Origin of the sequence: Thermacetogenium phaeum DSM 12270, from assembly GCF_000305935.1 — a bacterium.
GTDB classification, from domain to species: Bacteria; Bacillota; DSM-12270; order Thermacetogeniales; family Thermacetogeniaceae; genus Thermacetogenium; species Thermacetogenium phaeum.
The window spans coordinates 2,328,923-2,342,269 of sequence record NC_018870.1 but is presented as its reverse complement, the minus strand read 5'-3'; the positions used below and the strand labels follow the sequence as shown (position 1 = coordinate 2,342,269).

The following is a 13,347-nucleotide window of genomic DNA, read 5'->3' as shown; positions in this document are numbered from 1 at the left end:
TTATGGGAGTGCCATAAGCAGTTTTTAGGACTGTCCAAACCGAAGCGTATGCTGACCATTGATGATGTGATACCTTACGGAATTTAAAAATTTTGCAGGAAAGGAGGCGGTTATGTGGCAGACAATTTTGGCCTGAAGATCGGGATTGAAGGCGAAAAGGAATTTAAAAACGCCATTCGTGAGATCAACCAAAGTTTTAAGGTACTGGGTAGCGAAATGAACCTGGTCGCATCTCAGTTTGATAAGCAGGATAAGTCAGTTGAAGCTGTTACTGCAAGAAACAAGGTGCTTAACAAAGAGATCGAATTGCAGAAAGAAAAAATAGCTACTTTGGAGAAAGCGCTTGCCAACGCCGCCTCCTCTTTCGGGGAGACCGACAAGCGGACGCAGTCCTGGCAGATACAGCTCAACAACGCCAAAGCCGAGCTGAACAAAATGGAGCGCGAACTCGAACAGTCTGCTGAAAGTGCAGATGAACTTGGGGACGAATTGAAGGAAAGTGGAGACAATGCCGAAAAATCCAGCTCGAAATTTGAGAAGCTGGGCAGCGTTCTTAAAGGTGTTGGCGCGGCTATGGGTGCTGCAGCGGCCGCAGCGGGCGCGGCTGCCATCAAGCTGGGAAAAGAGGTCGTGGAGCAGTTTGGTGAGCTTGAGCAGAACCTTGGCGGTTCTGAAGCTGTGTTTGGAGAATATGCTGCACGTATCCAAAAAACGGGAGAAGAAGCCTACAAGAATCTGGGCTTGTCCCAATCCGAGTACCTTGCCACCGCCAACAAAATGGGCGCACTGTTTCAGGGTGCTGGTGTCGATCAGCAAAAAAGTCTGGAGCTTACTGAGAAGGCCATGCAACGGGCGGCAGATATGGCTTCGGTTATGGGCATTGACATGCAGACTGCCATGGAATCCATCGCTGGCGCAGCCAAGGGTAACTTCACCATGATGGATAATCTGGGCGTCGCCATGAACGCCACTACCATCGAAGCTTATGCTCTTGCAAAAGGGCTGGATTTTGCCTGGAATAGCGCAACCAATGCCGAAAAGGCCGAGATCGCCATGCAGATGTTTTTTGAAAAAACCGAACAGTATGCTGGCAACTTCGCAAGAGAGTCTACCCAGACCATCAGCGGTTCCATTGGTCTTTTACAAGCCTCTCTAAGTTCATTTATAGCAGGACTTGGCAATGCGAACGCTGATATGACGAACCTAACACAAAATCTTGTGGATGCCTTTCAGGCTGTAGTTAAAAATATTGTACCGGTTTTGGAAAATATAGTGGCTGCTCTGCCGGAGGCAACCGGTGCAATTATCTCAGCAGTCAAAGATCTGCTTCCCGTGCTGTTGCAAACTGTAACTGAATTGTTCTCTCAGGTGCTTCAAACTCTCTTGAGCCTGCTGCCGGAGCTGATCCCGGCGGCAGTAGATGCAGTCATGACCATTGCAGGTACACTCATTGATAACCTGCCTTTACTCATTGATGCGGCGGTACAGCTAATCACAGCGTTGGTAATGGGGCTTGGAGAAGCATTACCTGAGCTAATTCCAGCAGCGGTTCAAGCAGTGATCACCATTGTGCAAGGGCTGCTGGATAATATGGACAAAATCCTTGAAGCTGCTTTTACATTGATTCAAGGACTGGCGCAGGGACTTTTAAATGCATTGCCAGAACTAATTGAAGCACTGCCGAGGATAATTACAACAATCATTGACTTTGTGACGAACAATATGCCGAAGATCATAGAATTGGGAATTACGCTTATCGTACAGCTTGCTGCCGGGCTAGTGAAAGCCATTCCAGAACTAGTAAAGTCTTTACCTCAGATTGTTGCGGCTATTATAGAAGGTTTGGGCAAGGCGGTTGTTTCAGTGGTTGAGATTGGTAAGAACATTGTAAAAGGCATCTGGGAAGGTATTAAAAGCCTTGGTAGCTGGATTAAGGATAAGGTTTCCGGTTTCTTTTCCGGTATTGTTGATGGAGTAAAGAATTTTCTTGGAATCAGATCTCCGTCCACTGTTTTTGAAGGCATTGGCGGCAATATGGCACTGGGTATTGGTGAGGGATTTGACAAGGCTATGGCCAGAGTGGCGGACGATATGCAAAATGCAGTGCCGACAGATTTTAATATATCGCCTGGGTTTACCAGCGCAGACGCAACAGGATTATTTAGTCCGTCGCGAATCGCAATTGAAGTACCCATATATCTTGATGCCAAGGAAATTGCCAGGGTAATTACACCTACAATATCCGAAATTCTAAGCAGGCGATCCCTGCAAAACCTGCGTGCTCAAGGGGTGCAAATCTGATGAGTGAGTTTATTTATGACGGTATAAGAAGCAGAGAGAAAAAAATATTGCTTCAGAAAGTGCATGATTCAATTTTGCCGGGAATCCAGAGCAGAATAACTGAACTTCCGGGACGATGCGGTGCAATATACCAGGGTTATCACTTGGGAGCTAGGGAGATTAAAATCGATATAGCCTTTGTTTGCTCAAACCGGCAGGACCTTCGAATGAGAATTTTTGAGGCAGCAGCATGGCTGGATCCCGGGAAGGGCCCTAGACAGCTAATTCTGCCGGACATTCCGGATAAAGCCGTAAATGCAGTGCTGTTGGGCACTACCGAGCTTGAAAGAATTGCAACCGTCGGAAAGGGAAGCCTTACCTTCCTCTGCCCGGACCCATTTTATTATTCAATAGACGGGCAACATTATCTTTTTAGCGGTATAACAGGAGGACAACAACTTGTTTTGAACAATCCTGGAACTTGTCCGGAAGTCCCTGTAATCACCATCCGCAATAATGCGGCGCTTCCTGATAACTTATGCCCCAACCCCGGCTTTGAAAAAGACACCACTGGCTGGATCTTTCAGGCAACCGAGGGGTCCTCCGGCAGCCTCACCCGGGATACAACGGAAAAATATGCCGGAGCTGCTTCGGGCAGGCTGCAGAAGAACAATACAACCAGCGCCATCCCTCGCTGCTACTTCACCATGACAGGCTACCAGGCAGGGCATGCGTATCCTTTTAAGGCAAGAGTAAAGTCGCAGGTTAATAACGGACTTACAGTCTATGCGGAAGAAGAAACTACCAACTGGCAGTATCCTCAGATATCAGGGACAATGTTGTCCGGGACAGCCGGCAGTTGGAATGAGATTACCGGAACGGTTATTCCGACCGACCCAGGCGGTACTGTGTTTGTGTTCTTTGAGGCAAGGGTTGCGCAAAGCTATGCAAGCTGGATAGATGAAGTGGAACTTCTCTCTGATAACCCAAATGTAGTAATAAAGCCGGGAATTCAGCTGGGAAGCAGGTTTTTGAGGTATAGTGGAAACCTTTATGCAGGCGATGAACTAATACTTGATCTTGACCATTGGACGGCAAAAGTGAACGGGATTAATGTGTTGAAGGATATGGAAGGAGATTTCTTCGAACTGGCATCTGGCAATAACTCACTAACCTTTTTGGCTGATGCAGGAATTGCAGAGACAGAGACAACCATATACGGGAGGTGGCTCTAGTGTTTGATGGCTTTAAGCTGTATTCTCCAAACAGGGAACTTTTAGGATATCTCAAGGATGTGCTCAGCGCTTCGGTAGAACATGAAATCAATAAACTGTCCCAAATGGAAATCGAGCTTGTTCCCGATAAAACAGCAATCACCCCGGGTATGTTTCTGGAATGGGACGGGCAGGATTATCTGATCCAAACAGTTACGGACATTAAGGACGCCAAAGGAAATTACGCCCGCATTACGGCAGAAATTGCATCCACCGAGCTGCTGGGAGATATACTTCCCTCCCTTGAATTAAACGTAAGGACAGCGGCAGAAGCCCTCACAGAAATTCTTGGCGGCAACCGTTTCGGATGGACAGTGGGTACGGTAGAAGTTGAAGGGACGGCCTCGATGGGAAAACAGGAATACAAATCCCGTCTGGAGCTTTTGCTGGAAGTTCCAAAGCTCTGGGGCGGGGTGCTTGCCTGGGACACGAAGAGCAAAAAGGTAGATTTACTGAACAGTTTGGGCACAGATAACGGAGTAAGGCTCTCCTACCGGAAAAACTTAAAGGAATTGGAGCGGACAGTTGACCGCAGGGAGTTTGGCACCCGGCTGTATGCCCTAGGCAAAGATAATCTCACTACTGCAGGAGTTAATGGAACAGGACTTGATTACATTGACGCAGATACTGCCGCTGCTTACGGCATACACGACTATGTTTGGAAAACTGATATCACAAGCGGGGACCGGCTTTATGCGGCAGCTCTTGCAAAGATTGAACTTATCAAACAACCCAGGTGTTCGTATATAGTTAAAGTTGCTGATTTGTCGATCCTTGTCGGGTATGAAGACTATGCCCTTTCATTAGGGGACACCGTATGGATCAAAGATGAGGACCTTGGAATTGAAGCGAAAAGCACCGTAGTGAAAGTGACCGAATACCCGCTTTGGCCGGAGGAAAAGGAAATGGTCATTGACACCGTACCCTTAAGCTATCGGCAGATGGAATACAACCTGGCTAAACTTTTGCAAACGGTGGAGGAGAGCAAGGATGTATGGGACAGGGCAAGACTGATTGAAGAAGATACTCTGGCCGAATATGGCATGAAAGACTATGGGCAAAATGTAGAGTTTACTTTTTCCAACAGCTACTATCAGCAGCCGGTGATCTTCGCATCTCTTCAGAAAGTAAATGCCGAAGCGAATGAACCTCTATCGGCATTTATGCTTCAAACTGAAGCAATAACAGGATTGGACGAGTACAATAACTTAATATATACGGGTGCAAGGGTGAAGGTTATCGGGGGGCCCGCTTCACTTCCTGGATACAAGATTAATCTTCTTGCCTTCTGCACCGACCCTGCGGGAGCGTGATGCTATGCAGGACAAAGCTTGGTATATCCCGGTTCTTGCCTATCACGAAATAGGGACTGAGCAGTGGTACTACAACACCCCGGAGCAGTTTGCGTGGCATATTAAATGGCTTTATGAGAACGGTTATAAGGCAATCCATATAAAGGATTATGTGGACTATTGGAAAGGATTGCTTGATGAAAATGACCTTCCGGCAAAGCCTGTGCTTATTGTATTTGATGATGCGAGAGCCGGGGTGTACCGCTATGCTTATCCGGTATTAAAGCAATATAACATGCCTTTTACGGTGTTTGTTATCGGTGGCTCTGTTGAAAAACAGGATTTTATGACCTTTGCCCAGCTTAAAGATATGGTTGAAAGCGGGCTCTGTACTCTGGGCAGCCATTCATACGGGCTTCACTATTTTGACCTGGATGATGCGGAAGGGAACAGTGAAAGCGCTTTTGCTTGCCGCCTTTGGCAGGATAATGGCATATATGCGTATTTAAATCAAGGGGAAAACTATCCTCTTTCACAATACTGGGCCCTGCCCATTGCTGGTACCGGAAAAAGTCCAAGCGGTGAGCTTTTCCCCATAGAAAGTTATGTTGGATTTTATGCAGACAAGACAATGACTGTTAACCGAATCCTCTTAAAATTTGCCACACATCTTCCTACTGAAACTTGTTATGATCTTGTAGTGCGGGTGAGCATCGGAGGAAAGACAGGTGCTGCCGGGATAGCAGGTGAAACAGTAGTAGCGGAAAATTGGCATCCAAAGCAGGAACCGTTGGACCTTTACGATGCGAGCCTCGGCATTTCCTGGCCGGTAGGAAGGTACGATATCATCCGTTTTGACCAGCCTTATACTGTTCAAGCGGGGAATTGGTATAACCTGCGATTTTTTACTAAAAACATTTCTGACAAACAGCAGGAGCTGCGTCTCTTTATGGACCCTAGCCTGTTTAATGTGGAAAACTGTGCTACCAACAGTTACGAGAGTGATTATGACAGGGTAGGATCATGGGCAATACATCATGGACTTCCAATGCTTATACTTTCAGACGGTACTGGAAGTAAAGAAAATGAAAATGCGTATATTGCCAGAATCGATGCGGATACAGCGAGGCTGAAAAGGACGATTGAAGAATACGCAGGGGATTGTGTTTCGTTTGAAAGGCAGGATCCTATTGAAAATATTGAAACCCCTAATAGTTCAATTGCTATGCCGCTTTTTGGCGCTTCCTGGACAGAAACGGAGGATATTCTTGACCCGGTAACCGGAGAGAAAATCGGGGAAAGCCCGGCTGGCAGCTTTGAAAAGGTGGAAACCTGCTTAAAAGTAGTATTTGATAGAAGCTTTACCACTAGGAAGCTTGTTTTTAATCCAGCTATGCCCTTTGGCATTGGCTATGTAGCCTTGTGTGACGTATATATCGGCGACTGGAACGAAGGCGTTCCTGGCAATTTTACTCTGTTAAGAAAGGGCTTTACTCCTAACCAGAAATGGCGGGAAATTCACACACTGGAAATAGAATTTGATGATCAGAAAACCTGTTTTATTCAGGCAGGACATGAATACTGCCTTAAGTTTATCACTCGAAACAGCGCTAGGAATGAAGGCGGGGAGGTAGAAGGGGTATTTTGCATTTCCGGGAGATATGATCCTGAAAGTTCAGAGGCAACAGGTTTTTGGAACAGCAGGGCGGCCGGTGGAGTCAAGGAGGCGGCGGTCAATCCCGACCTGTGGTTTGTGAGCGAAGAGAGCAGCTACCCGGAAGGGGCATATATCCCGCCGGTATGGACGTTGGCTTTTCCTTTCGGGGCCAATAATGAAACATTGAGAGGGAATCAAAGTAGCCACAACATGGAGGCCATGTTTACCATCCAGGCAGGAGTGCTTGATACCCGCCAGAACCACAACCCCGCTGCCATCACTGCCATGGATGAAATTCCCCGCGTGATGATGTTAAACGATGCTCTGATGCCGCCTTTTGCTGACCTGATTAAACTCCATACCTTTGAAATGTTCTGCCCTCAAAAACCCAAGCCCCCACTTTCCATATACGGCTATGTAATAAACCGGGAATGGGGCTGCTATTCCTTGCGGGAAAACAAAGACATTATTGATATAGCTATATTTGACGGATATAACTTTACAGGGGATTTAAATTTGGCAGGGGATATAAACCCGGACAAGACATGGTGGCAGAGCATGGGTAAACCGGCTTATGCTGTATTTGGAAATTACGGAGAGAATGGTTGGGATCCGGATATAGCATCGCAGGTTTTTTTAAATCCTCAAGTAAGTATACAGGCTATAGCAGATACCCTTATCAATGAAGGCTGGGATGGAGTGTGTATCGATTTTGAGGAAGTAAAAGAGACAGACAGGGAAGCTGCAAGCGCATGGTTTAAGGAGCTGGCTCAAAAACTCCATACTGGCATGGGCAAATGCTATGAACTGATGGTGGCAGCACCTTATCCTTATTCCGGTGACAGCCAGTGGGATGCATGGTTTGATTACTGCGAAATAGCAAAGTGGGCGGATAAAATATCTCCCATGACCTATCTTGACCATGGGCCTTGGACTAAACCCGGGCCTATTACGAATTTAGAAAAATTCAAGCGTCGGTATATGACGCTCCTGAAACTTATTCCAAGGCATAAGCTCGTAGGCGGCATTGGGCTGTTCGGTTGTTTGTGGAGTGAGGAGATGACGGCAGAGCAGAATCTGTTGGAGCTTGCAACATGGATCGCAGGAAGAAGAATACTTTTGCCGGAGAAAGACTACGAGGACAAGCAGTGGAAAGCTAAGAGCACCGATGGAGAAACATGGTTTGCTGCTGGGGATACAATAGGCGAATTGCTGGAATGGCTTCATGAAAAGAAAATACGGAGCATCGTCCTGTGGAAGCTGGACGATGACGATTTTTCGTTCTGGAAGAAGGGGAAAAGGATAAACGTCTACAGGCCTAATTTCAAGTTAAGGAAGATGGGATAATAACTTTACAAATATAGGCTAAAAACTTAGTTAAAGCGCTTTGCTTTAAGGCAGGGCGCTTTTTTATATGCAAAATTCAAGTTGAACGGAGGGTTAAGACAATGAAAACAGTATGGAACTGGATACAGGCGGTTTTTACTGCTATTGGCGGATTTCTTGGCTGGTTTCTTGGAGGGCTGGATGGATTTTTATATGCTCTCGTCGCTTTTGTAACTATTGACTATGTGACCGGAGTGATGTGTGCCGTTGTAGACAGAAAGCTTTCGAGTGAAATCGGGGCCAAGGGCATCTTTAAGAAGGTACTTATTTTTGTACTTGTGGGTGTGGGACACATAATCGACAGCCAGGTGCTCGGCAATGGCGGGGCAATCCGGACAGCGGTGATTTTCTTTTACCTAAGTAATGAAGGAGTTTCAATTCTTGAGAATGCAGCACATATAGGACTGCCCATTCCTGAAAAGCTGAAGAACGCATTGGAACAACTGCATGGCCGCTCAAATGAGGAGGATGAAAAGAAATGAAGCTTTTTACTAAATACATGACGCGAAACGATTGCTATACAGCAGGCCGCAAAATCACGCCTAAAGGAATCATGGTACATTCGACGGCTGTGCCGGGTGTAATGGCGGCCGACTGGTTTAGCCGCTGGAACAAATCCTATAAAGCCGGCGAAACAAATAGGCAGGTATGTGTACATGCTTTTGTAGACGATAAAGAGATTTGGCAATACCTGCCTTGGGATCATCGCGGGTGGCATGCGGGAGGAGCAGCCAACAATACCCATATTGGCTTTGAAATCTGTGAGCCTGCTGGGTTTTCGTATAAATCCGGGTCGGTAATGGTCGGCTATGATACAGCTAAGCAGGAGGCCTACTTCCGAAAAGCGTGGCAGAATGCGGTTGAACTCTGCGTTATGCTCTGCAAGAAGTACGGTCTTAATGAGAATGACATCATCTGCCACTCCGAGGGATATAAGCTCGGTATTGCCAGCAACCATGCTGATGTGATGCACTGGTTTCCCAAGCATGGTGAGAATATGGATACTTTCCGTAAAGCAGTAAAAAAAGCGCTGGAGAACAGTACAGATACCAATACTGATATTGGAATTGGAGATATGGTGGAGTTTAAGGACAGTGTAAAGAATTACTACCCCGGCAGTGTGGAAGTTCCAACGTGGGTCAAAAATGACTATTACCACAGGGTCACACAGACTTTATACAAAGGCAAGCCGGTCATAAAAGGCGGCAAAGAATGTGTATTGCTTGGCAAAAAGGTTAAGAAATCCGGCGGTCAAGAGATTGCAGGCATAAACACTTGGGTAGCAAAAGAAAACCTTGTAATTGTAAACAGCATTCCTGATAACAAGGGCAATAGAACCTATACAGTGCAAAAAGGCGACACCTTATGGAGAATAGCAGAAAAAGAACTCGGTAGAGGAACAAGATATCCGGAGATTAAGAAACTCAATGGCCTGACTTCAGATACTATTTACCCCGGACAAGTTCTCAAATTGCCGGAATAACGATAAAGGACAGCCAATCGCGGCTGTCCTAAGTTTTTATAGGAGGTGCTTGAATGATAGAGGCGGCTAATCATTTACCATATAACCCGCAGGAAACGAACTATACAAAGATAACACAGGAGGAAATTCAAAGAGAGGTTGATTACTGGCGGGCATACAAAATTCTGCAGAGGATGCTTAAGGCGGGACTGATTTCAGAAGAAGAATTCAACAAAATCGACAAGTTGAACCGCAAAACTTTCTCGCCGATGTATGCACAGCTTATGGCCTAATTAGCTTGCTATTAGCGGCACACAGAGGTAACATGTCACATGCCCAAAGGAGGTGAAAACAGTGAGAAAGGTAACAAGGATTGATGGAAACAATGCTCTCCAAGCTTTCAAGCCAAAGGTGAGGGTAGCGGCTTATTGCAGGGTTTCAACAGACAGTGATGAACAAATGGCAAGCCTGGAAGCGCAAAAGGACCATTATGAATCCTATATAAAAGCAAATCCTGATTGGGAATTTGCAGGGATTTACTATGATGAAGGCATTTCAGGCACAAAAAAGGAAAACCGAACTGGACTTTTAAGGCTGCTTGCAGATTGTGAAAACAAGAAAATTGACTTTATTATAACCAAGTCAGTCAGCAGATTTGCCAGAAATACAACCGACTGCATTGAGATGGTGCGAAAACTTACTGATCTCGGTGTTTTCATCTATTTCGAGAAAGAGAATATAAACACGCAGCGCATGGAAGGCGAATTGGTGCTGACAATTTTGAGCAGCCTTGCAGAAAACGAGTCATTATCCATTGCAGAAAATAGTAAGTGGTCTATCAGGCGCAGGTTCCAAAACGGAACATACAAAATTTCGTATCCTCCCTATGGTTACGATTATGTGGATGGAAAGCTATTTATCAATAAAGAACAGGCTGAAATCGTAAAGCGGATTTTTTCCGAGGCTTTGGACGGTAAAGGCACACAGATAATTGCAGATGGGCTAAATTCGGATAAAATCCCAACAAAGAGAGGTTCACACTGGACAGCGACCACTATCCGCGGTATCCTTAGCAATGAAAAATATACCGGGGATGTCCTTCTGCAAAAGACCTATACAGATGAGAATTTTAAGCGGCATTATAATCGTGGGGAAAAAGATCAATACATGATAAAAGATCATCATGAAGCCATTATATCCCATGAGGAATTTGAAGCCGTCAAAGAAATATTGAAGCAAAGAGGTAAAGAAAAAGGCGTAATCAAGGGAAGCAGTAAATATCAAAACCGCTACCCTTTCTCGGGGAAAATCAAATGCGCAGAATGTGGCAGCAATTTTAAGCGTCGAATTCATGGCAGCGGTGACTGTAAATATATTGCATGGTGCTGCACAAAGCACATAAAGGACGCATCAAGCTGTTCCATGAAGTTTGTAAGAGAGGATGCAATCCATCAGGCCTTTGTTGTTATGATTAATAAGCTTATTTTCGGTCATAAGTTCATTCTAAAACCATTGTTGCAAAGCTTGAAGAAATCAAATTACTCAGATAACATAACTAAGATTCAGGAACTGGAAACTAAAATCAAAGAAAATACAGAGCGGGTTCAGGTGATTATGGGACTTATGGCCAAAGGATACCTGGAACCCGCTCTTTTTAATACACAGAAAAATGAGCTGCTCAAAGAAGCGGCTTTATTAAAAGGACAAAGAGAAGCATTAAAACGCGTAATCGATGGAGGCATGACTACTCTTGTTGAGGTAGAAAAGCTTTTTAAATTTGCAACGAAGGCTGAAAAGCAGATTGATGCATTTGATATCGAAATATTTGAGGATTTTACCCGCGAAATCATTGTGTTTTCACAGGAGGAAATAGGTTTCAAAATGAAATGCGGGTTGAACTTAAGGGAAAGGTTGATGAAATGATGAGCCATATACCTTTTGGATATACCATTCAAAACGGCAAGGCTGTTGTTAACGAAAAGGAAGCGGTTAAGATAAAGGAGCTGTTTGGGGCTTATCTTTCCGGGCTTTCTTTAACTGAAGCGGCCAAAAACGCGGGTATTAAGCGCTGCCATACATCTATTGCAAGAATGCTGACAGATAAACGGTATGTTGAGGATAAATTTTATCCGCCAATTATCAGCAGGGACACATTCGAAAAAGCACAACTTGAAAGACGCAGACGAGCTGAGGCGCTTGGCAGGATTTATGAACATAAAGGAAATGAAAAGAAATGCCTGAATTTTAGGTTTCATGCTTCAATGCCAGATAATCTATACGATGATCCATTTCAGCAGGCAGAGTATGCTTATAGTCTTATCAAGAGCGAGGTGATTTTAGATGACAACCAGGAATGTTACGATAATTCCTGCTCGTAAGCGAATTGGGAATAGTGCAAAGGCCGAGGAATTGCCTAAGCTTCGGGTGGCAGCCTATTGCCGTGTTTCTACGGACAGCGAAGAGCAGGCAACCAGTTATGAAGCACAGATCGAACATTACACCAATTACATTAAAAGCAATCCGGAATGGGAGTTAGCCGGCATATTTGCGGATGAAGGGATTACTGGAACCAACACGAAAAAGCGTGAAGAGTTTAACCGGATGATAGAAGAATGTATGCAGGGCAAAATCGATATGATAATTACGAAATCTATCAGCCGTTTTGCAAGAAATACGCTGGACTGCCTAAAGTACATAAGGCAGCTTAAAGAAAAAAATATTCCAGTTTACTTTGAAAAGGAAAATATAAACACATTGGATTCCAAAGGGGAAATCCTGCTGACCATTATGGCTTCTTTGGCGCAGCAAGAAAGCCAATCGTTAAGCCAGAATGTAAAACTGGGTATTCAGTACCGATATCAGCAAGGAAAAATCCATATTAATCACAACCGGTTTCTTGGCTATACAAAGGATAAGGATGGCAATTTAGTTATCGTACCTGAAGAAGCAGAGATCGTTAAACGCATTTACAGAGAATACCTTGAAGGTTCCAGTATGCTACAGATAGCAAGAGGTCTGGAAGCTGACGGAATTCTGACAGGTGCAGGCAATCACAGATGGCATACCAGCACCATCAATAAGATTTTGAGGAATGAAAAATATATCGGTGATGCGCTGTTGCAGAAAACCTATACGGTAGATTTTTTATCGAAGAAAAGGGTACCTAATAACGGTATAGTTCCTCAATACTATGTAGAAAACAGCCATGAGCCCATAATCCCGCGTGAAATCTTTATGCAGGTTCAGGAACAGCTTGTCAAAAGAAGATGTGTGCATATAAGTAAGAACGGAAAGAAGAGAAACTATAGCAATAATCATCCTTTATCACAGATGGTCTTTTGCGGCAACTGTCATGAAATATTCCGCAGGGTTCATTGGAATAACCGAGGAAAGAAATCAATTGTATGGAGATGCGTCAGCCGATTAGAAAACACTGGTTTGTTTTGTACCGCTTCCACTATACTTGAAGATACGCTTAAAGAGAAAATTATAGAAGCCATTAATGTAGCGGTAAGCGGAAAAAACTCTTTTCTGGCCATACTGAAGAAGAATATTGAAACCGTACTAAGCGCGGATTTGGATGAGAGTACAGCAGATATTGATAAAAGGCTGGAAGAACTCCAAACCGAGTTGATCCAAAAGGCAAATTCAAAGGAAAGCTATGATAATATTGTCAATGAAATTTACCGACTACGTGATCTAAGGCAAGAAACTCTTTCGAGAAATGCTCTCCGCAAAGATAAGCGGGATCGGATTGCTGAGATGACGGACTTCCTTAACACGCAAACGGGTGATATTACGGAGTTTGATGATAAACTGGTCAGAAAACTGATTGAAAAAGTGATTGTATATGATGATAGGTTAGTGGTTGAGTTTAAGTCTGGGTTAGAAATAGAAGTGAATCTATAAGATTGTAATAAGATTGCCGCCAGTTGAGGAGGAAACCTTCTTAATTGGCGGCATTTCTTTTTATACAAATATATAAACAAATATATA

The 13,347-nt window shown here is 44.5% G+C and carries 10 protein-coding genes; all 10 read left to right on the top strand.

Annotated elements, in window-relative coordinates:
- Positions 1-114 precede the first annotated feature (114 nt).
- The 10 genes from TPH_RS11460 (at position 115) to TPH_RS11415 (ending at position 13,260) form a co-directional block, all read left to right on the top strand.
- A complete protein-coding gene (locus tag TPH_RS11460; protein WP_015051367.1) occupies positions 115-2,301 on the top strand; it encodes a phage tail protein in 2,187 nt (728 codons plus the stop codon).
- The gene (locus tag TPH_RS11455; RefSeq protein ID WP_015051366.1) at positions 2,301-3,515 is read left to right on the top strand and encodes a distal tail protein Dit; all 1,215 of its coding nucleotides are present in this window, start codon (positions 2,301-2,303) and stop codon (positions 3,513-3,515) included. The genes TPH_RS11460 and TPH_RS11455 overlap by 1 nt, the downstream gene beginning before the upstream one ends.
- The gene (locus TPH_RS11450) at positions 3,515-4,867 is read left to right on the top strand and encodes a phage tail spike protein (RefSeq protein WP_015051365.1); all 1,353 of its coding nucleotides are present in this window, start codon (positions 3,515-3,517) and stop codon (positions 4,865-4,867) included. Before TPH_RS11455 ends, TPH_RS11450 begins: the two co-directional genes overlap by 1 nt.
- Before the next feature lie 4 nt (positions 4,868-4,871).
- Positions 4,872-7,850, top strand: a complete 2,979-nt coding sequence (locus TPH_RS11445) for a polysaccharide deacetylase family protein (RefSeq protein ID WP_015051364.1) — start codon at positions 4,872-4,874, stop codon at positions 7,848-7,850.
- Between the two features lie 101 nt (positions 7,851-7,951).
- Positions 7,952-8,371 carry a phage holin family protein gene (locus tag TPH_RS11440; RefSeq protein ID WP_015051363.1) on the top strand — a complete coding sequence of 140 codons (420 nt, stop codon included), beginning with the start codon at positions 7,952-7,954 and terminating at the stop codon, positions 8,369-8,371.
- Positions 8,368-9,372, top strand: coding sequence for an N-acetylmuramoyl-L-alanine amidase (locus TPH_RS16320; protein ID WP_015051362.1), 1,005 nt, complete (start codon positions 8,368-8,370; stop codon positions 9,370-9,372). Before TPH_RS11440 ends, TPH_RS16320 begins: the two co-directional genes overlap by 4 nt.
- 53 nt (positions 9,373-9,425) lie before the next feature.
- On the top strand, positions 9,426-9,644 hold the full coding sequence (locus tag TPH_RS11430; RefSeq protein WP_012208274.1) for an SHOCT domain-containing protein: 219 nt from the start codon (positions 9,426-9,428) through the stop codon (positions 9,642-9,644).
- A gap of 61 nt (positions 9,645-9,705) precedes the next feature.
- On the top strand, positions 9,706-11,274 hold the full coding sequence (locus TPH_RS11425) for a recombinase family protein (protein WP_015051361.1): 1,569 nt from the start codon (positions 9,706-9,708) through the stop codon (positions 11,272-11,274).
- Positions 11,238-11,729 carry a recombinase gene (locus tag TPH_RS11420; protein WP_015051360.1) on the top strand — a complete coding sequence of 164 codons (492 nt, stop codon included), beginning with the start codon at positions 11,238-11,240 and terminating at the stop codon, positions 11,727-11,729. The genes TPH_RS11425 and TPH_RS11420 overlap by 37 nt, the downstream gene beginning before the upstream one ends.
- Positions 11,692-13,260 (top strand): recombinase family protein, encoded by a 1,569-nt coding sequence (locus TPH_RS11415; RefSeq protein WP_015051359.1) that lies wholly within the window; start codon positions 11,692-11,694, stop codon positions 13,258-13,260. The genes TPH_RS11420 and TPH_RS11415 overlap by 38 nt, the downstream gene beginning before the upstream one ends.
- Positions 13,261-13,347 lie beyond the last annotated feature (87 nt).

Bases quoted from the DNA above. Each gene is read 5' to 3' on its own strand.
- TPH_RS11455 (WP_015051366.1), top strand. From the start codon at position 2,301: ATGAGTGAGTTTATTTATGACGGTATAAGAAGCAGAGAGAAAAAAATA.
- TPH_RS11445 (WP_015051364.1), top strand. From the start codon at position 4,872: ATGCAGGACAAAGCTTGGTATATCCCGGTTCTTGCCTATCACGAAATA.
- TPH_RS11440 (WP_015051363.1), top strand. From the start codon at position 7,952: ATGAAAACAGTATGGAACTGGATACAGGCGGTTTTTACTGCTATTGGC.
- TPH_RS16320 (WP_015051362.1), top strand. From the start codon at position 8,368: ATGAAGCTTTTTACTAAATACATGACGCGAAACGATTGCTATACAGCA.
- TPH_RS11430 (WP_012208274.1), top strand. From the start codon at position 9,426: ATGATAGAGGCGGCTAATCATTTACCATATAACCCGCAGGAAACGAAC.
- TPH_RS11420 (WP_015051360.1), top strand. From the start codon at position 11,238: ATGCGGGTTGAACTTAAGGGAAAGGTTGATGAAATGATGAGCCATATA.
- TPH_RS11415 (WP_015051359.1), top strand. From the start codon at position 11,692: ATGACAACCAGGAATGTTACGATAATTCCTGCTCGTAAGCGAATTGGG.